Origin of the sequence: Parahaliea mediterranea, from assembly GCF_003402235.1 — a bacterium.
Taxonomy (GTDB): Bacteria; Pseudomonadota; Gammaproteobacteria; order Pseudomonadales; family Halieaceae; genus Parahaliea; species Parahaliea mediterranea.
On record NZ_QEWO01000004.1, the window covers coordinates 418,558 to 435,763 of the forward strand.

The following is a 17,206-nucleotide window of genomic DNA, read 5'->3' on the forward strand; positions in this document are numbered from 1 at the left end:
GTGTACAACCACCCGGCCGTGCTGCCGGAGTTGGTGGCCACGCTGCGCCGCCACCAGCTGCCCGTTATCCTGGTGAACGATGGCTCCAACGCCGCCTGCAGCGCCCTGCTGCGCGAACTCGCCGGCGGCGACAGCGCCGTGACGCTGGTGGAGCACCCCCGCAACCGGGGCAAGGGCGGCGCGGTAAAGAGCGGCCTGCGGGCGGCGGCCCGTGGCGGTTTTACCCACGTCCTGCAGATTGACGCCGACGGGCAGCACAATACCGATGATATCGAGCACCTGCTGACCCTGGCGCGGCGTCACCCGGACGCGCTGGTGGCCGCGGTGCCGCGCTACGACAATGCGCCGGCACTGCGCTACTACGGCCGCTACCTCACCCATGTGTGGGTGTGGATTCACACCCTGTCGCTGGATATTTCCGACGCCCTGTGCGGCTTTCGCGTGTACCCGCTGGCGGCTACCCTGGCCATCATCGACTGCGATCACACCGGCGATCGCATGGACTTCGACCCGGAGATTCTGGTGCGCCTGCACTGGGCCGGCGTGCCGGTGGTGGAGCTGCCATCGCGGGTCTGCTACCCCGCCGATGGCGTGTCCCACTTTCGCGGATTGCACGACAACGCCCTGATCAGCTGGGCCCACACCCGCCTGTTCTTTGGCATGCTGCGCCGCCTGCCGCAGCTGCTGTGGCGCCGGGTGGCGGGCGGCCAGCGCCGCCAGAACCCGGCCCCTGAACAACAGGTCAGTGAACAACACACCCCCGCACAACACACCAATGCCAAGCAGGCGCCCCATGACTGAGGCCAGGCGCTGGTCGGATATTCGCGAGGTCGGCTTTGTGGGCGGCATGCGCCTGCTGCTGTGGATTTACCGCCACATCGGCCCCTGGGCCTTCACCCTGGTCCAGCAGCCGGTGGTGCTGTACTACTTTGTGGTGCACCGCACGGCGCGCAGGGCCTCGCTGGAATACCTGCAGCGCCTGCAGGCCGCCAGCGCCCCCGGCACCACCCCGGCCCCCAACTGGTTCAACGCCTACCGCCACCAGCTCGCCTTTGGCCGCGCGGCGGTGGACAAGCTCGGCGTGTGGGCCGACGGCGAGCTGCTGCAGCATGTGCAGTTTCCCGACCGCCCGCTGCTGCTGGAGCAGCTCGACAGCGGCCGCGGCGCGGTGCTGATGGGCGCTCACCTGGGCAATATGGAAATCTGCCGCAGCCTGTCGCGCTACAACCGCCGCCTGAAGCTGAACGTGCTGGTGCACACCGGCAACGCCGACATGTTCAACCGCCTGCTGCGGGAGCTGGAAGTGGACGGCGAGGTGGAGCTGATCGAGGTAAACGACGTGTCGCCGGCCACCGCCATCCGCCTGGCGGGCTGCATTGAGCGCGGCGAGTTCATTGCCATTCTGGCCGACCGGGTGGCGGTGGGTAGCCGTGGCCGCAGCCAGCAGGTGGAATTTCTCGGCCGGCCGGCGCCCTTCCCGGAGGGGCCCTTCATCCTTGCCGCCCTGTTGAAATGCCCGGTGTACACCGTATTCTGCACCCGCGGCGCCGCCGGCTATGATGTCAGCTGCGCCAGGCTCGCCGAGCGTATCCGCCTGCCGCGCCAGGGCCGCCGGCAGGCACTGAACAGCGTGATGCAGCGCTATGCCGCCACGCTGGAAGCCAGCGTGCGACAGGCGCCGCTGCAGTGGTTTAACTTTTACCCCTTTTGGGACCAGGCCGAATGAATTCCAGACAGCGCCCCGACATACTCTTTGACGGCAGCGACCTGACCATCGAGTCGGTAATCGCCCTCGCCCACCGCCGCGCCCGCGCGCACCTGGACGCCGGCAGCGGCTTTCGTGAGCGCATCGACCGCGGCGCCGCCTTCCTCGACCGTCTGCTGGCGGAAGACGGGGTGATCTACGGCGTCACCACCGGCTACGGCGACTCCTGCCAGGTGTCGGTGCCCGCCGATCAGGTGGACAGCCTGCCGCGCCACCTTTACACCTTCCACGGCTGCGGCCTGGGGGAGCCCTTTGGCCTGGTTGAATCCCGCGCCATTCTCGCCGCGCGCCTGGCCAGCCTGGCCCGCGGCTATTCCGGCGTGCGCTACGCCCTGCTGCAACACCTGGCCCGCCTGCTGCACGAGGACATCATTCCCGTGATGCCAAGCGAAGGCTCGGTCGGCGCCAGCGGCGATCTGACGCCCCTGTCCTACCTGGCCGCGGTGGTGGAAGGCGAGCGGGAGGTCTGGTACCGCGGCCAGCGCCGGCCGACCGCCGAGGCCTACCGGGCAGCCGGCATCAGCGCCCTGCCCCTGCGCCCCAAGGAGGGGCTGGCGATCATGAACGGCACCGCCGCCATGACCGGCATTGCCTGCCTGGCCATCGGCCGCGCCCGCTACCTGGCGCAACTGGCGGCGCGCATCACCAGCCTGTGCTCCCTGGGCCTGAAGGGCAACGACTTCCACTTTGACCCGCGCCTGTTCGCCACCAAACCCCACCCCGGCCAGACCCGGGCCGCCCAGTGGATTTACAGCGACCTGCAGCACACCGACCTGCCGCGCAACAGCGACCGCCTGCAGGACCGCTACTCCCTGCGCTGCGCGCCCCATGTGATAGGCGTGCTGCTGGACACCCTGGACTTTGCCGACAAGCTGCTCACCGTGGAGCTGAACAGCGCCAACGACAACCCCATCATCGACGCCGAGGGCGAACACGTGCTGCACGGCGGCCACTTCTACGGCGGCCACGTGGCCATGGCCATGGACAGCCTGAAAACCGCCGTAGCCAACGTGGCCGACCTGCTGGACCGCCAGCTGGCGCAGCTGGTGGACCCGAAAATGAACCACGGCCTGCCCGCCAACCTGTCTGGCGCAACGGCCGGCAGCCGCGCCCTGAACCACGGCTTCAAGGCGGTGCAGATCGGCTGCTCCGCCTGGACCGCCGAGGCCCTGAAGGGCTGCATGCCGGCCAGCGTGTTCTCGCGCTCCACCGAGTGCCACAACCAGGACAAGGTGAGCATGGGCACCATTGCCGCCCGCGACTGCCAGCGCGTGCTCACCCTGAGCGAGCAGGTGGCCGCCGGCGCCCTGCTGGCGGCCTGGCAGGCCGTGCAGCTGCGCCTGCGCGCCGGCGAACTTGCGCCCTCGCAGCTGTCGCCGGCGGTCAGCGACTTTGTGCAGCAGACCGGCGAGGGCTTTCAACTGGTAGAGGAAGACCGCGCCCTGGAGGGCGATTTGCGCGCCACCTGCCAGGCCATCGCCAACACCGGGTGGGCACTTTATGAATAAGGTACTGGCGCAGGGCGAGGTGGAGATTGAAATCCCCTTTCACGACATCGACAGCATGGGCATTGCCTGGCACGGCCACTACGTGAAGTACCTGGAACTGGCGCGCACCGCCATGCTCGATGGCATCGACTACGACGTGCAGGCCATGCGCGACTCCGGCTACGCCTGGCCGGTGATCGAGCTGCACGTGCGCTACGCCCAGCCCCTGAAGTACCGCCAGAAGATCCGCGTGGTGGCCGAGCTGGTGGAAGTGGAGCACCGCATGAAGGTCAACTACCGGGTGTTTGACATAGCCAGCGGCCGCCGCCTGACCCGCGCCCACACCGTGCAGGTGGCGCTGGAACTGGACAGCGGCGAGATGCTGTTCGCCAGCCCCCCGGCCCTGACCCGCAGAGTGGCCGCCGGCGCCGGGGACTAGACCCGCTACAGCAGCTGGTCATAACCCAGGGGATGGCGAAAACGATGGCACAGGTGAAAACACACATGAAAGCTCGGGCAAAAGCAAAGGCAACTGCTAAGCGCATGACCCGCATCGGCGCCACCCTGCTGCTCGCCCTCTGCTGTCATAAGGTGGCCAGCGCGGACGCCGGTGCAGCGGCGGCGCAGGCCAGCCCGGCGCCATCGGCCGACCAGATCGCGCAGCTGGCGCGCCAGCTCACCCCGCGCCAGGCCATTCGCGGGCACTTTGAACAAACCCGCCAGCTGCCCTTCCTGCAGCAGCCATTTCGCTCCAGCGGGCAATTCTCGCTGGCGGCCAGCGGCCGGCTGGTATGGCAGGTTGAGGAGCCCGCCCCCTCACGGATGGAAGTGGACGCCAGCGGCGTCCAGCTCGATGGCAACAGCGTGGACGACCACGGCATCGGCCAGTTGCTCTCGCGCCTGATGCTCAGTTTCCTCAGCGGCGACCTGTCCGGCCTGCAACGCCACTTCGAGGTAACCGGCCTGCAGCCGGGCCCGCCCTGGCAGCTCGAACTGCGCGCCCGGGGCCGGCTGCAACAGGCCATTGCCGGCCTGAGCCTGGACGGCGGCGAATATCTGCAATCCATCCGCATTCACGAGGCCGATGGCTCCTCCACCCTCATTCAGCTCACCGCCATCGACGCCGGTGAAGATTAAACCCGGCGCCGCCCTGTGGCTGGCGGGCCTGCTGCTACTGGCCCTGCTGGCCGCCTGGCGCTGGCCGCAGGGCCCCTGGCTGCAAACCGGGTTCAGCAGCCTGCTGCCGGCCACCGCCGCCGCGCCCTGGCGCGAGCGGGCCGAAGCGGGCCGCGCCGGCGAGCTGGACACCACCCTGGTGCTGCGCGCCGCCGCCAAGGTCGAGCCCCGGCGCCCGCCGGAGGCCTTCCTCGACCAGGCAGAGCGCGAGCTCGCCGCAGCCGGCTTTGCCCCGCGCGATCGCACGGCAGAAGAGGCCGAGCGCTGGCGGGCCCTGTCGGCGGCCCTGCACCCCTACCGCTGGCGCCTGCTGACCCCCGGCGACCAGCAGGCCCTAAACGCGGACAGCGAGGCCACCCTTGCCGCCTACCGCCGCTACCTGCATACCCCCCTGGGCATGGGCGCCCTGGGCAGCCTGGACAGCGACCCGGCGGGCACCTTCCGGCGCTTTATTGAGCAGGCGGCGCCGCGCCAGGCCGGGCCGGGGGGCCAGGCCGGCGACGACGCGGCGCTGCGCATTCTGCGCCTGGACGCCGACAGCCTCGCCCTCAACCAGCTGCAGCAGCTGTTTGCCCTGTACCAGCAGTGGCAGCAACGGGCCGAGGACGAGGGGCTCAGCTTCCAGGCCAGCGGTGCGCCCCTGTACGGCGCCTACGGGGCCCACAGTGCCAGCCGCGAGGTGTCCACCATCGGCCTGGTGTCGCTGCTGGTGCTGGCGGCCCTGCTGTACCGCTATCTGCGCAGCGCCCGCGCCCTGGCCATGACGGCCCTGTGCATTGCCAGCGGCCTGCTCTGCGCGGTGCTGGCCACCACCATCGTCACCCGCCAGATTCACCTGATCACCCTGGTGTTTGGCGCCGCGCTGATCGGCATTGCCGCCGACTACGCCCTGCATTTTCTGGCCCACGCCCTGCGCCACGGCGACGGCCGGGCGGTGCTGCGCGGCGTTACGCTGGGCGCCCTGTCCAGCGCCCTGGCCTTTGGCACCCTAGTGCTGCTGCCCTTTCCCGGCATCCGCCAGATCGGCGTGTTCATGGCGGCGGGGCTGCTGGGCAGCTACGCCACCGTGGCGCTGCTGTTCCCATTGTGCCGCTTTCCCCGGAGCGCTGATGATGGCGGTGGCCCGAAGCTGCAACCCGGCCTGCGCCGGGGCTGGGCGCTGCTGGCGCTGGCGCTGCTGGCCTGCGCCCCTGGCATCAGCTTGCTGGTGCCGAAGGACGACATCCGCAGTTTTTACGCCAACCCGCCCCCATTGCAGCGCGACGCCGACCTGCTCAGCCAGGCGGCGGGCCAGGGCAATGACATAGGCATTGGCAATAGCAGCCGCTATCTGCTGCTGCGCGCAGGCAGCCCCGAGGCCCTGCTGCAGCGGGAGGAGTGGCTGCGCCGGCAACTGGCCGATGCGGGCATTACGCTGGCCGGCATTAGCCAGCTGGTGCCCTCCCAGCGCACCCAGCAGCGCAACGCCGCGCGCTATCGCCACCTGGTGCAGAGTGGGCAACTGGGCCGGCACCTGGAACAGCTCGGCTTTACCCCCGCCGCCAGCAAGTCCCTGGAGCAGGACCTGCTTGCCGGTATCGACCGCCCGCTGACCCTGGACCAGTTGCAGGGGCTGACACTGCCGGCCCTCACCGGCCGCTTTCTGGGCTGTCTGAACGGTGAATGCGCCAGTTACCTGCTGCCCACCGGCCAGGTGGACAGCGCTCACCTGCAGGCGCAGGTGCGAGCGCTGAATGCGCGCTACGACGCGGCTCAGGTTGCGGCGCAAACGCAGGCCCAAGCTCAGGCCCAAACCCAGGCCCAGCCGCCCGCCCCGACCCTCATCGACCCGGTGGCCGCCATCAACCGGCAACTGGCGGATTACCGGCACTGGGTGGCGCGGTTGCTGCTGCTGGGTGCGGCCCTGGCCAGCGCCCTGCTGTGGGCGCTGCTTGGCTGGCGCTTTGCCCTTAAGAGCCTTGCCCTGCCCCTGGGCGCCAGCCTGATCACCCTGGGCCTGCTCGGCTACCTGCAGGTGGCCTTCAGCATCGTCAACCTGCTGGCCCTGCTGCTGATCGCCGGCGTCAGCCTGGACTACGCCCTGTTCCGCAGCCTGATCCCGGCCCGCCAGCAGGGCGCCAATAACCTCGCCATCACCCTGTCGGCGCTCACCAGCACCCTGGCCTTTGGCATGCTGGGTTTTTCTGCCACCCCCATCATCAGCGCCTTTGGCATCACCATTGCCCTTGGCCTGGCCGCGGCCTACACCCTGGCCTGGGTGCTGCCCCTGGCCTCAGACACAGGCCACAGACACGGGGGTGCCAGGTGAGAGCGCTGGCCACTGTTCTGCCGGCTGTGCTGCCGCCTGTCCTGACGACGGTGCTGGCAATCGCCGTGCTCGGTGCCTGCGCGCCCTTGCGCACCGGCGCTGGCCCGCCCTGGCAGGGCGTGTGTGAGGGCGCCCTGCCCGCCAACGCGGCGGTGAGCGCCCTGCTCACCGCCGAGCACCAGGGCACCACGGCGCGCTACTTTCTTGCCCTGCACAGCGCGGGGCCCGCCACCCAGCTGCAGCTGCTGTCGCTGCAGGGCGTGCCCATCTACCGCCTGCAGTGCACCAACGGCCGGCCACAGGAGATCAACCTGGCGCGCCTGAACGGCTCCATCGCCCCCCGGCAGATGCTGGCCTACCTGCAGGCGCTGTACGCCGACAATAGTCAGCAAGGCGGCGAGCCCCTGCGTATACACCGGCAGGGCAGCGGCCCCTGGTTTAAGCGGCTGACCCTGGAGGACGCCGCCGCAGGCAACCGATTCACTGTAGCCATTGAAGAGGTGGCGCCCCTTGTATCTGAATGACCTTGGCCTGCACTGCAACATTGCCCGCACCCCGGCGGAGCTCGGCGAGCAACTGCTGCGGGCCGATACGCCGCTGCCGCTGGCTGCCGACTGCTTTCGCCCCATCGGGCCCTTCCAGGCCGGGCAGATCAGCGGCGAGCTGCCAGCCCTGCCCGCCCACCTGGGGCGCTTTGACTGCCGCAACAACCGCCTGGCCGGCGCTGTGCTGGAACAGGTGCGCGATACGCTGGAGCCCCTGCTCGGCAGCTTTGGCCCGCGCCGCATCGGCGTGGTGATGGCCACCAGCACCTCCGGCATCGACGCCACCACTAGCGCCGTCGCCGCCCAGCGCAGCGGCAGCAACCAGCCGGGCTTCCACGCCTGCCAGGGCCGCATTGGCGGGCTGGGCGAGTTTGTCGCCCACTACCTTGGCCTGCAGGGGCCCTGCTACACCCTTTCCACCGCCTGTTCGTCCAGCGCCAATGCCCTGCTCAGCGCGCGCCGCCTGCTTCGCCTGGGCCTGTGCGACGCGGTGGTCACCGGCGGCGTGGACACCCTCTGCCAGCTCACCCTGCAGGGCTTTGGCGCCCTGGAGGCCCAGTCCTCGGGGTACTGCGCGCCCTTCACCCGCGAGCGCGACGGCATCAACATCGGCGAGGCCGGGGCGGTTTTCATTCTCAGCACCGTGCCGGCGCCGGTGGCCCTGCGCGGCGGGGCCTGCACCTCCGACGCCCACCATATTTCGGCCCCCCACCCCCAGGGGCTGGGCGCCATCGCCGCCATGCGCCAGGCCCTGGCCGACGCGGGCCTGACGCCGGCTGACATCGACTACCTGAACCTGCACGGCACCGGCACGGCGCAAAACGACCTGATGGAAGCCCGGGCGGTACACGCGGTGTTTGCCGACACACTGCCCTGCAGCTCCACCAAGGCCTACACCGGGCACTGCCTGGGGGCGGCATCGGCCCTGGAACTGGGCCTGTGCTACCAGCTGCTGCGGGCGGCCCCCGACACCGTGCGCCTGCCGCCCTCGGCCCACCTGGCCCGGCGGGATGGCGCGCTGGCACCGATCGCCCTGAGCGGGCAAAATGAGCGGCCCGAACGCCCGGTGCGACACTGCATGAGTAATTCCTTCGCCTTTGGTGGCAGCAATGCCTCGCTCATTATCGGCAGCGCCGATGACTGAGCTGCCCGACATTGCCGACATCGCCCGCCTGCTGCCCCACGAGCGGCCAATGGTGCTGCTCGACCGCCTGCTGGCCGGGGGCGACGAGGGCATCACCTGCGAGGCCAGCCCCCGCGACGACGGCCTGTTCGACGATGGCGACGGCACCGTGCCGGCCTACCTGGGCCTGGAGTACATGGCGCAGGCGGTGGCCGCCTATTCCGGCCTGCGGGCCCACCGCGAGGGGCGCTCGCCCCGCCTCGGCTTTCTGCTGGGCAGCCGCCACTTTCGCAGCAACGTCACCCGCCTGCCCTGCGGCCAGCCCCTGCAAGTTTCGGCGCAGCAGCTGGTGCAGTCGGCCAGTGGCATGGCGTCCTTCGAATGCCGGGTGGAAGGCCATAACATTGTGCAGAGCGCGCGCCTGTCGGTGTACGAGCCGGCGGACCCCGCCCGCTATCTGGCGGAGGATGGCCAGTGAGCACCCGCGCCGAAGCGCCCCACACCGTGCTGGTCACCGGCTCCAGCCGCGGCCTGGGCCAGGCCATTGCCCTGGAGCTGGCGGCGGCGGGCTACCACCTGGTGCTGCACTGCCGCGACAACCGCCAAGCCGCCGAAAGCACCGCCAGCGCGGTGCGCGAGCAGGGCGTTGGGGCCCGCATTCTGCAGTTCGACATTGGCGACCGGGCCGCCGCCGCGCACGCCATCACCGGCGATATCGAGGCCCATGGGGCCTACTACGGCGTGGTGTGCAATGCCGGCATGGCGCGCGACAACGCCTTTCCGGCCCTCAGCGGCGAGGACTGGGACAGCGTGATCCACAGCAATCTCGACGGCTTTTACAACGTGCTGAACCCCCTGGTGATGCCGATGGTGCGCCGCCGCAAGCCGGGGCGCATTGTGACCATGGCCTCGGTGTCGGGGCTGGTGGGCAACCGCGGCCAGGTCAATTACTCGGCGGCCAAGGCCGGCGTGATTGGCGCCACCAAGGCGCTGGCGCTGGAACTGGCCAAACGCAAAATCACCGTGAACTGCGTGGCGCCGGGGCTGATCGACACCGACATGCTGGCCGACCTGCCCCTGGAAGCGGCCATGGAACACATCCCCATGCGCCGCCTGGGGCAGCCCGCCGAGGTGGCGGCGCTGGTGCGCTTTTTGCTGAGCGACGGCGCCGGCTACATCACCCGGCAGGTGATTTCAGTGAACGGCGGGCTGTGCTGAATGCGCGCCAGCTCACACCAGTGGTAACGGAAAGGATACCGGATGCAACCGAACAGAAAGAGAACACCATGAAGCGAGTGGTCGTCACCGGCATGGGCTGTGTGTCTGCACTGGGCAGCGATTGGCCCACCATCAGGGAGCGGCTCAAGTCGCGCCAGAGCGCCATCCGCACTATGCCGGAATGGGCTGAGTACGAGGGCCTGTTCACCCGCCTGGCCGGGCCAGTCACCGATTTCGAGAAGCCGGCCCACTATTCACGCAAGGCCACCCGCGCCATGGGGCGCGTGGCGCTGCTGTCGGTGCGCGCCACCGAGCTCGCCCTACAGGACGCCGGCCTGCTGAACGACCCCTGGCTCGGCAGCGGCGAGGTGGGTGTGGCCTATGGCTCGTCGGCGGGCAGCACCTCCGCCGTGGCGGACTTTGGCAACATGCTAATCAACAAGCGTACCGCCGGCCTCAACGCCACCAGCTACATCCGCATGATGAGCCACACTGCGCCGGTGAATATCGGCGTGTTCTTCGGCCTGAAAGGGCGCATGTACACCACCTCCAGCGCCTGCACCTCGTCCAGCCAGGGCATTGGCTACGGCTACGAGGCCATTCGCAACGGCAGCCAGGTGGCCATGGTGTGCGGCGGAGCCGAGGAACTTTGCCCCACCGAGGCCGCGGTGTTCGACACCCTGTTCGCCACCTCCACCCGCAACGACGAGCCCGAGCGCACCCCGCGCCCCTTCGACAGCGACCGCGACGGCCTGGTGATTGGCGAGGGGGCCGCCACCCTGCTGCTGGAAGAATACGAGCACGCCCGCGCCCGCGGCGCCACCATCTACGCCGAGGTCATCGGCTTTGCCACCAACTCCGACGGCAACCATGTCACCCAGCCGGACCAGGACTCCATCTGCCGGGTGCTGGCGATGTCACTGGCCAATGCCGGCCTTGGCGCCTCGGACATCGGCTATGTGAGCGCCCACGGCACCGCCACCGACCGCGGCGACATTGCCGAATCCCGGGCCACCGCACAGGTGCTGGGCAGCAACACCGCCTTCAGTGCGCTGAAGAGCTACACCGGCCACACCCTGGGCGCCTGCGGCGCCACCGAGGCCATGGCCAGCATTCACATGATGCGCGAGGGCTGGTTCCACCCCACCCTGAACCTGGACAACATCGACCCGCAATGCGGCGAGTTGGACTACATTACCGGTGAGGGAAGGCAACTGGACAGCGAGATTGTGATGTCCAACAATTTTGCCTTTGGCGGCATTAACACTTCGCTGATTTTTCGCAACATCTAGACCTTCAATCCAAACCTTCAATCCAAACCCACAATCCATACCAACAAGGCAACAACAACAGGAGCAACACAATGCGTACATGGACAGGAATCGGCCTTGCACTGGTGCTGGCATCCGGCAGCGCCCTCGCCCGCGACGACCGCAACCGCTACTCCATCGAGGAGGCGATGAACACCGCCGCGGCCCAGGAAAAACTCAATCGGGGCTACACCTTCCGCTTTGGCGGGCAGTCACATGCGCCGGTGGTCACCAACCACGGCGAGTACATGTCCAACAAAAAAACCAACGCCTTTGCCAAGTCCGACAAAGAAGCCTGCCAATGGGCCTTCCTGTCGGCCATGCTGTCCTACCAGGATCGCATCGCCAAGGAAGGCGGCAACGCGGTGATTAACCTGCGCAGCTACTACAAGAAGAACGACTTCACCAGCGACACCGAGTTCGAGTGTGGCAACGGCGCGCTCATGGCCGGGGTGACCTTCCTTGGTGATGTGGTCACCCTGCAGGCGCCCTGACGCCCGAGCTGATTCAGGCCGGGCCGACTCACTTCAGGCCCGGCTACCTCAGGTAGCCGATCACCGCCACAAAGTGACACAGTGAGCCGGCCAGTACGAACAGGTGCCAGATGCCGTGGGCGTGGTTGAGCCAGCGCGCCTTGTCCAGCAGGTAGAACACGATACCCACGGTGTAGGCGATGCCCCCGGCAACCAGCCAGGCAAAGCCCGCCGCCGGCAGAATCGCCCGCACACCGCTGAGGTCGATGGCGCACAGCCAGCCCATGCCCAGGTAAATCACCAGTTGGATGGCCTTGATGGTGCGCCCGCTAAACAGCAGCTCCGAGGCAATGCCCAGCAGCGCCAGCCCCCACACCAGCGCCAGAATCAGCTGGCCGCTGCCACCGCGCATGCTCACCAGCATGAAGGGGGTGTAGGTGCCGGCAATCAGCAGGTAGATGGAAATGTGGTCCAGCACACGGAACACGCGCTTGAGGCGCGCGCCCTGGAAACTGTGGTAAAGGGTGGACATGGTGTACAGCAGCACCAGGGTGAGGCCAAAAACCGTAAAGCCGGCAATGATGCGGGGGTCACCACTGTGCAGCGCCTGGGCCAGCAGGGCGCCCAGCGCAATCAGGGCAAACACCGCCCCCACCAGGTGGCTGATGCTGTTCAGTCGCTCACCGTAATACACAGCGCCCGCCCCTGACTATGGCACCGGCGCCGCTGGCTGGCGCTGGATGAAGCGCCACAGCGACTGCAGCCGCTTGGCGGGCCGCTCCACGAAGGGGTTGTCCCGATCCCAGGCGTAGCCCGCGAGAATGGAGCAGATCATGCGCCGGATTTCGTCGCTGCCCCCTTCAAAGAACACCACATCCTGGAAGCGCCCGGCGTACCAGGCCTCCACAAAGGTGCGAAAGGTGGCCACCCCGCGCGACAGGGGTTGGGCGAACTCGCGCTCCCAGTCCACGGCCTCGCCGCGCAGCTGGCGGTCGAGCACCGCCGCGGCCATGCTAGCCGAGCGCAGGGCAATGGTCACGCCGGACGAGAACACCGGGTCCAAGAACTCGCCGGCGTTGCCCAGCAGCGCAAACTTGTCGCCGTGCAGGGTGCTGACGTTGGCCGAGTAGCCGGTAATGCAGCGCGCCGGCGTATCCCAGCTGGCCTGTGCCAGCAGGCGCGACAGCTCCGGGTCCTGGTGAACCACGCGGGTCAGGGCCTCGGTGTGGTCGGCCGCCGCCAGCCCCGCCAGGAAGTCGGGCTCGGCCACCACCCCGATGGACGAGCGCCCGTCGCTGAAGGGAATCAGCCAGTACCACACATCCCGGTGCCGGGGATGCACGGTGATGAGTATTTTGTTGCGATCGAAATGGCTGTCGCTGATGCCGTCTTCAATGTGGGTGAACAGCGAACTGCGCACCGGGAAGCCGGAGGGGGTTTCCAGCGCCAGCAGCCGCGGCAGAACCCGCCCGAAGCCGCTGGCATCCAGCAGGAAGCGCCCGCTGAAGGTGAGGTCTTCCCCGGCCGCGTTGCAGCACTGCACCCGGGCGCGCTCGCCGCTTAAATCCACCGCGCGAATCTCGTGGCGGTAGCGAACCTCCACCCCCTGGCGCTCGGCCTCCTGCGCCAGGATGTGGTCGAAGCGCGCGCGCTGCACTTCAAAGGTCTCCCCGTAGCCGGCGGTGAACTGCTCGGAAAAATCAAAGCCGCTGTAGCGGCCCTGCCACTGGAAGCGGGCGCCGTTCTTGCGCTGGAAACCCGCCGCCTGCACCGCCTCAAGCATGCCAGCCTGCTCGAGGTATTCCATGCACTGGGGCAGCAGGCTCTCGCCAATGGAAAAGCGCGGGAACTGTTCGCGCTCAAGTATGCACACCCGGTGGCCCTGCCGCGCCAGCAGGGCGCCGGCCACCGCGCCCGAGGGCCCGGCGCCTATGATAATCACATCCGTGTTGTACTCAGCGGGCAAGGCCTTCGTCTCCTTCGGTCAGCAAATCATCCACCCGCTGCAGCGCCGCCAGCAGGGCATCCACCCCGTGCCCGGAACCGTGAAAATGCTCCTGGGCCATGGGGGTAATGGCGCAGCGCCGGGGCAGGGACTGCTCTTGCTCAAGCATGCGGTAGAGGGTGGGCAAAAACACAAACTGCAGCCACTGGGGCAGGCTGAGGGTATCCAGGCAGAAGGGCTCGGTGCTGGCCAGGGCCTCGCTGGACGGGGGAATCCGGTCCCACAGGCCAAGCCGGCGCAGCTCGGCCTCAATGTCGATCAGCGCCTCGGCAACCTCCGTGCGCATAGTAAAACCCCCAAACCCGTTGTCGTGCAGGCTGCACTCACAATAGCCGCGCATTGTAGCAACATTCAGCGCTCGCTGGCCGGGGGCGCCGCAAGCACGGCGAAGGTGCCGATCAGGGGCGCGACCAAGGCAGGCGCGCGCCTAGTGCAGTTCGCGCTGGAAGGGAGGCAGGGAATCGAGGATGGCGCGCCCGTAGCGCTTGGTGAGCAGGCGCCGGTCGGCCAGGGTGACCCGGCCGCTGTCTTCTTCGGTGCGCAGCAGGCGGCCGCTGGCCTGCACCAGTTTCAGGGCGGCGTCGGGCACGCTGATTTCCATAAAGGCGTTGCCGCCGCGGGCCTCGATCCACTCGGCCAGTCCCGCCTCGATGGGGCTGTCGGGCACGGCAAAGGGGATCTTGGCGATCACCACGTGGTCGCAGTACTTGCCGGGCAGATCCACGCCCTCGGCGAAGCTGGCCAGGCCAAAGATCACACTGCCCCGGCCGGCATCCACACGCTCGCGGTGCTGGCGCAGCATTTCCTGCCTGCTGGCGTCACCCTGCATCAGGATGCGCTCGCGCCAGGTGGCGTCGATACCCTGGTACACATCCAGCATCTGGCGGCGGGAGGAAAACAGCACCAGGCTGGCCTCCTCGGGCACCAGCCACTCGGGCAGGCCGGCCACCAGCGCCGCGGTGTGCGCCTCGACGTCGTTCGGCTCGCAGTTCATGGCCGGCACGCAAAACACCGCGCGGCTGTAATCGAAGGGGCTGGCCACCATCTTGAAGCGGGCCTCGCGGGACACGCCGGAATGCAGGATAAAGCGCTCGAAGGAGTTGAGCGCGGTGATGGTGGCCGAGGTGATCACCACCCCCGCCGCCCGCGGCCACAGGTATTCCTCCAGCAACTCGCCGGCAAGGATGGGGCTGGCGCGCAGCTCAAAGCCGTGCAGGCCGTTGTTCTCCAGCAGGGTGATCCAGCGCGCCATGGGCGGCTGCTCGTTTTCGCCGCTGACGGCGTAGGCCTGCCACAGGGCGGCGGTGGCCTCGGCCCGGCTCAGCATGCCGCCCATGTTCAGGTGCCAGGTTTCCAGCTCGTCCTTGGCCACCTCGCTGAACTCGTCCTCCAGCGCGTCTTCCAGGGCCGATTCGATACGCGACAGGCTGCCGCCCAGGGCGTCGAACTGGGCCGCCAGGGTGGCGGCAATGGGCTGCAAGGATTCGGGCACCCGGCCGTGGGGAAAACGCAGCCGGGTTTCATCGCGCCCCGGCTCCACGGCGTCAAACAGGGTCGCCACCACCTGCTCGGCCACCTTGAGGGATTCGGTGGCGGCCTCGATCTGCTCCGGCAATTTACCCAGGTGATGCTGCAGGCCGGACAGGGCGCCGAGCACCGCCGCCCCCTGGGCCACGCTCTTGCCGCTCTCCCCCAGCCAGGCCAGGGTGGTGTGCAGGCGACAGAAACTGGCGAAGTGCGACAGGGCCTTGTCCGGCAGGTGGTGGCCCTCGTCGAAGATATAGATGCAGTCCTCCGGCTCCGGCAGGATGGCCCCGCCCCCCAGGGCCAGGTCCGCCAGCACCAGGTCGTGGTTGGCGACAATCACATCGGCGTGGGTCAGCTCTTCCCGGGCGCGGTAGAAGCTGCACTGGCTGATATTGGGGCAGCGCCGGCCCGAGCACTGGCTGTGGTCGGTGGTGGCGCCAAACCAGATGGGCTCGGGAATGGCTCCCGGCCAGTTGTCGCGGTCGCCGTCCCACTCGCCGCGCCCCAGAGCGTCGATCATGGCGGTGTACACCGGCAGGGCCTCGGCCTCCAGTGGTACCTCAAACTCGTCCGGGTACAGCGGCAGCACGCCGTTCTCCCCCTGGCCCTGGGCCAGCAGGCGATCCAGCTTGGACAGGCACACATAGCGCCGCCGCCCCTTGGCCAGGGCGTAGCTGAATTCCAGCTCGCTGTGGCGGCCGATGTCGGGCAGGTCTTTGCCCACGAACTGTTCCTGCAGGGCCACGGTGGCGGTGGCCACCACCAGGCGCTTGCCCAGGGCCTGGGCCATGGGAATGGCGGCGACGGAATAGGCGATGGTTTTACCGGTGCCGGTGCCGGCCTCGATCACGCACACCGCCGGCTCGCCCGCGGGGGGCTCGCCGGGGCCGGGGATGCGGCCCAGGGTGTTGGCAATTTCGGCGATCATCTGGCGCTGGCCCCAGCGCGGTTTCAGGGACTTCTTTTCGATCACCGAGGCATAGGCCTGGCGGATGCGGTCCTTGAGGGCGTCGGTCAGCAAGGCGCGGGCGTTTCCCCGAGGCGCGCCAGCTTGCTCACCACGGCGTTGGCGTAGATGCCAAGGGCGTAGGGGCGATGGGCTTCCGGCATGGCCTCGATGCGGGCGCGAAAGGCACTGGCGCTGCAGTCGCCCTCTTCCCGGTAGAGATTATCCGGCAGCGGGGCGTCCTCGCCGTGCAGCATGCGGTAGGCGTGGATGTTACTGGGGTGCAGGCAGTACTCCGCCACGATCTGGTCATCCACCGCGGCGGCTACGGCATCGGCATCTTCGTAGTCGCCACTCAGGGGGCGGCCGAAGGACACATGAACCCGCCCCTTCTGCCCGGCAATGCCACGGCCAATGGAGGCCACGTCTTCCTGGGCCGCCTTTTTATAGGCGCCGGTGCTGGCGAGCTGGTGCAGCTCGTTGGCCTTCAGGGCGTCGCAGGGGTCCAGTTCGTAGGAGATGGCCACCGGTACAATGGCCAGCTCGCGGATGTGCTCGGCAAAGCTGCACTGCTGCTTGTCGCGGCTCATGGCCAGCATTTTGATGACCGCCGGCTCGGTGCGGTCGATGCCGCTCTTGGCGCGCCCCTCGCGCTGGGCAATCCACACCGGCGCGCGCTCCTCCAGCAGGCTGTGGCGAATGTAGGCGGACAGGTTCTTCGATGCCGCCAGCAGCTCCCGTGGGCCGCTGACGGAGCGCTTGACGATAAAGCTCTTGTTCAGGCGCATCAGGTCCGACACCCAGGGCTTGGTCAGCAGGTTGTCGCCGATGGCGATGCGGATGGTCTGGTGGCCGCCCTGGTGCAGGGCGTAATTGGTGAAGGCCGGGTCCATGGCGATGTCGCGGTGATTGCTCATGAACAGGTAGGGCCGGGTGGGGTCGAGCTGGTCCAGGCCCGACACGGAAAAGCCACCCGTAGTGTCGGCAATCATCCTGTCCATGTAGCCCTTGATGACCATCTGCATGCCGTGCACATCGCCCACCCCGTCCAGCTCGCGCCCCAGGTAGCGGCGCACCAGCGGCCGGCACAGGGCCGGTGCCAGCTTCGCCAGCCAGCCCAGGCGCAGGCTGGCCAGGGCGTCGAGCAGTTCGGGATCGCGGGTGAGCCGGGCCAGCACCGCGGGCACTTCCGCGTCGCGGTAGGGGCGAATGTCGGCGAAGGGGTCGTTCAAGCGGGGTTTCTCGCGGGGCAAAGCGCGCACCATACCCAAATTCAGTGGGCGCGTCATCAGCACAGGTGACCTGCGCCCGCGCGTTCTGCTA

Annotated in this window: 17 protein-coding genes; 12 read left to right on the forward strand and 5 right to left on the reverse strand. The window is 68.3% G+C overall.

Annotated elements, in window-relative coordinates; genetic code table 11:
- The 12 genes from DDZ17_RS14130 to DDZ17_RS14185 all read left to right on the forward strand — a co-directional run bounded on the left by DDZ17_RS14130 (window position 1) and on the right by DDZ17_RS14185 (window position 11,426).
- The gene (locus DDZ17_RS14130; protein WP_241505895.1) at window positions 1-801 is read left to right on the forward strand and encodes a glycosyltransferase family 2 protein; all 801 of its coding nucleotides are present in this window, start codon (window positions 1-3) and stop codon (window positions 799-801) included.
- Window positions 794-1,726, forward strand: a complete 933-nt coding sequence (locus DDZ17_RS14135) for an LpxL/LpxP family acyltransferase (protein ID WP_157976647.1) — start codon at window positions 794-796, stop codon at window positions 1,724-1,726. The genes DDZ17_RS14130 and DDZ17_RS14135 overlap by 8 nt, the downstream gene beginning before the upstream one ends.
- On the forward strand, window positions 1,723-3,273 hold the full coding sequence (locus tag DDZ17_RS14140) for an HAL/PAL/TAL family ammonia-lyase (RefSeq protein WP_116367602.1): 1,551 nt from the start codon (window positions 1,723-1,725) through the stop codon (window positions 3,271-3,273). The genes DDZ17_RS14135 and DDZ17_RS14140 overlap by 4 nt, the downstream gene beginning before the upstream one ends.
- Window positions 3,266-3,691, forward strand: a complete 426-nt coding sequence (locus DDZ17_RS14145; protein WP_116367603.1) for an acyl-CoA thioesterase — start codon at window positions 3,266-3,268, stop codon at window positions 3,689-3,691. The genes DDZ17_RS14140 and DDZ17_RS14145 overlap by 8 nt, the downstream gene beginning before the upstream one ends.
- A gap of 65 nt (window positions 3,692-3,756) precedes the next feature.
- Window positions 3,757-4,389, forward strand: coding sequence for an outer membrane lipoprotein carrier protein LolA (locus DDZ17_RS14150; RefSeq protein ID WP_157976648.1), 633 nt, complete (start codon window positions 3,757-3,759; stop codon window positions 4,387-4,389).
- A complete protein-coding gene (locus tag DDZ17_RS14155; protein ID WP_157976649.1) occupies window positions 4,379-6,736 on the forward strand; it encodes an MMPL family transporter in 2,358 nt (785 codons plus the stop codon). Before DDZ17_RS14150 ends, DDZ17_RS14155 begins: the two co-directional genes overlap by 11 nt.
- Window positions 6,733-7,260, forward strand: a complete 528-nt coding sequence (locus tag DDZ17_RS14160) for a hypothetical protein (protein WP_157976650.1) — start codon at window positions 6,733-6,735, stop codon at window positions 7,258-7,260. The genes DDZ17_RS14155 and DDZ17_RS14160 overlap by 4 nt, the downstream gene beginning before the upstream one ends.
- Entirely contained in the window at window positions 7,247-8,425 is a 1,179-nt protein-coding gene (locus DDZ17_RS14165; RefSeq protein ID WP_116367607.1) for a beta-ketoacyl-ACP synthase, read from the forward strand. The genes DDZ17_RS14160 and DDZ17_RS14165 overlap by 14 nt, the downstream gene beginning before the upstream one ends.
- On the forward strand, window positions 8,418-8,882 hold the full coding sequence (locus tag DDZ17_RS14170) for a hotdog family protein (RefSeq protein ID WP_116367608.1): 465 nt from the start codon (window positions 8,418-8,420) through the stop codon (window positions 8,880-8,882). The genes DDZ17_RS14165 and DDZ17_RS14170 overlap by 8 nt, the downstream gene beginning before the upstream one ends.
- The gene (locus DDZ17_RS14175; RefSeq protein WP_116367609.1) at window positions 8,879-9,622 is read left to right on the forward strand and encodes a 3-ketoacyl-ACP reductase FabG2; all 744 of its coding nucleotides are present in this window, start codon (window positions 8,879-8,881) and stop codon (window positions 9,620-9,622) included. Before DDZ17_RS14170 ends, DDZ17_RS14175 begins: the two co-directional genes overlap by 4 nt.
- Before the next feature lie 68 nt (window positions 9,623-9,690).
- Window positions 9,691-10,914 (forward strand): beta-ketoacyl-ACP synthase, encoded by a 1,224-nt coding sequence (locus tag DDZ17_RS14180; RefSeq protein ID WP_116367610.1) that lies wholly within the window; start codon window positions 9,691-9,693, stop codon window positions 10,912-10,914.
- Between the two features lie 71 nt (window positions 10,915-10,985).
- Entirely contained in the window at window positions 10,986-11,426 is a 441-nt protein-coding gene (locus DDZ17_RS14185) for an excinuclease ABC subunit A (protein WP_116367611.1), read from the forward strand.
- Window positions 11,427-11,469: 43 nt separating this feature from the next.
- Here DDZ17_RS14185 and trhA read toward each other — a convergent pair whose 3' ends face one another.
- The 5 genes from trhA to DDZ17_RS14210 form a co-directional block, all read right to left on the reverse strand.
- Entirely contained in the window at window positions 11,470-12,099 is a 630-nt protein-coding gene (gene trhA, locus DDZ17_RS14190) for a PAQR family membrane homeostasis protein TrhA (RefSeq protein ID WP_116367612.1), read from the reverse strand.
- Between the two features lie 15 nt (window positions 12,100-12,114).
- Window positions 12,115-13,371, reverse strand: a complete 1,257-nt coding sequence (locus tag DDZ17_RS14195) for an NAD(P)/FAD-dependent oxidoreductase (protein WP_116367613.1) — start codon at window positions 13,369-13,371, stop codon at window positions 12,115-12,117.
- The gene (locus DDZ17_RS14200; protein WP_116367751.1) at window positions 13,361-13,696 is read right to left on the reverse strand and encodes a YqcC family protein; all 336 of its coding nucleotides are present in this window, start codon (window positions 13,694-13,696) and stop codon (window positions 13,361-13,363) included. Before DDZ17_RS14200 ends, DDZ17_RS14195 begins: the two co-directional genes overlap by 11 nt.
- 141 nt (window positions 13,697-13,837) lie before the next feature.
- On the reverse strand, window positions 13,838-15,958 hold the full coding sequence (gene dinG, locus DDZ17_RS14205) for an ATP-dependent DNA helicase DinG (RefSeq protein ID WP_116367614.1): 2,121 nt from the start codon (window positions 15,956-15,958) through the stop codon (window positions 13,838-13,840).
- On the reverse strand, window positions 15,952-17,115 hold the full coding sequence (locus tag DDZ17_RS14210) for a 1-acyl-sn-glycerol-3-phosphate acyltransferase (RefSeq protein WP_116367752.1): 1,164 nt from the start codon (window positions 17,113-17,115) through the stop codon (window positions 15,952-15,954). Before DDZ17_RS14210 ends, dinG begins: the two co-directional genes overlap by 7 nt.
- Window positions 17,116-17,206: the final 91 nt, after the last annotated feature.

Excerpts from the sequence above, each read along its gene's own strand:
- DDZ17_RS14140 (WP_116367602.1), top strand. The coding sequence starts at position 1,723 with ATGAATTCCAGACAGCGCCCCGACATACTCTTTGACGGCAGCGACCTG.
- DDZ17_RS14135 (WP_157976647.1), top strand. The coding sequence starts at position 794 with ATGACTGAGGCCAGGCGCTGGTCGGATATTCGCGAGGTCGGCTTTGTG.
- DDZ17_RS14170 (WP_116367608.1), top strand. The coding sequence starts at position 8,418 with ATGACTGAGCTGCCCGACATTGCCGACATCGCCCGCCTGCTGCCCCAC.
- DDZ17_RS14185 (WP_116367611.1), top strand. The coding sequence starts at position 10,986 with ATGCGTACATGGACAGGAATCGGCCTTGCACTGGTGCTGGCATCCGGC.
- DDZ17_RS14180 (WP_116367610.1), top strand. The coding sequence starts at position 9,691 with ATGAAGCGAGTGGTCGTCACCGGCATGGGCTGTGTGTCTGCACTGGGC.
- DDZ17_RS14200 (WP_116367751.1), bottom strand. The coding sequence starts at position 13,696 with ATGCGCACGGAGGTTGCCGAGGCGCTGATCGACATTGAGGCCGAGCTG.
- DDZ17_RS14145 (WP_116367603.1), top strand. The coding sequence starts at position 3,266 with ATGAATAAGGTACTGGCGCAGGGCGAGGTGGAGATTGAAATCCCCTTT.
- DDZ17_RS14150 (WP_157976648.1), top strand. The coding sequence starts at position 3,757 with ATGAAAGCTCGGGCAAAAGCAAAGGCAACTGCTAAGCGCATGACCCGC.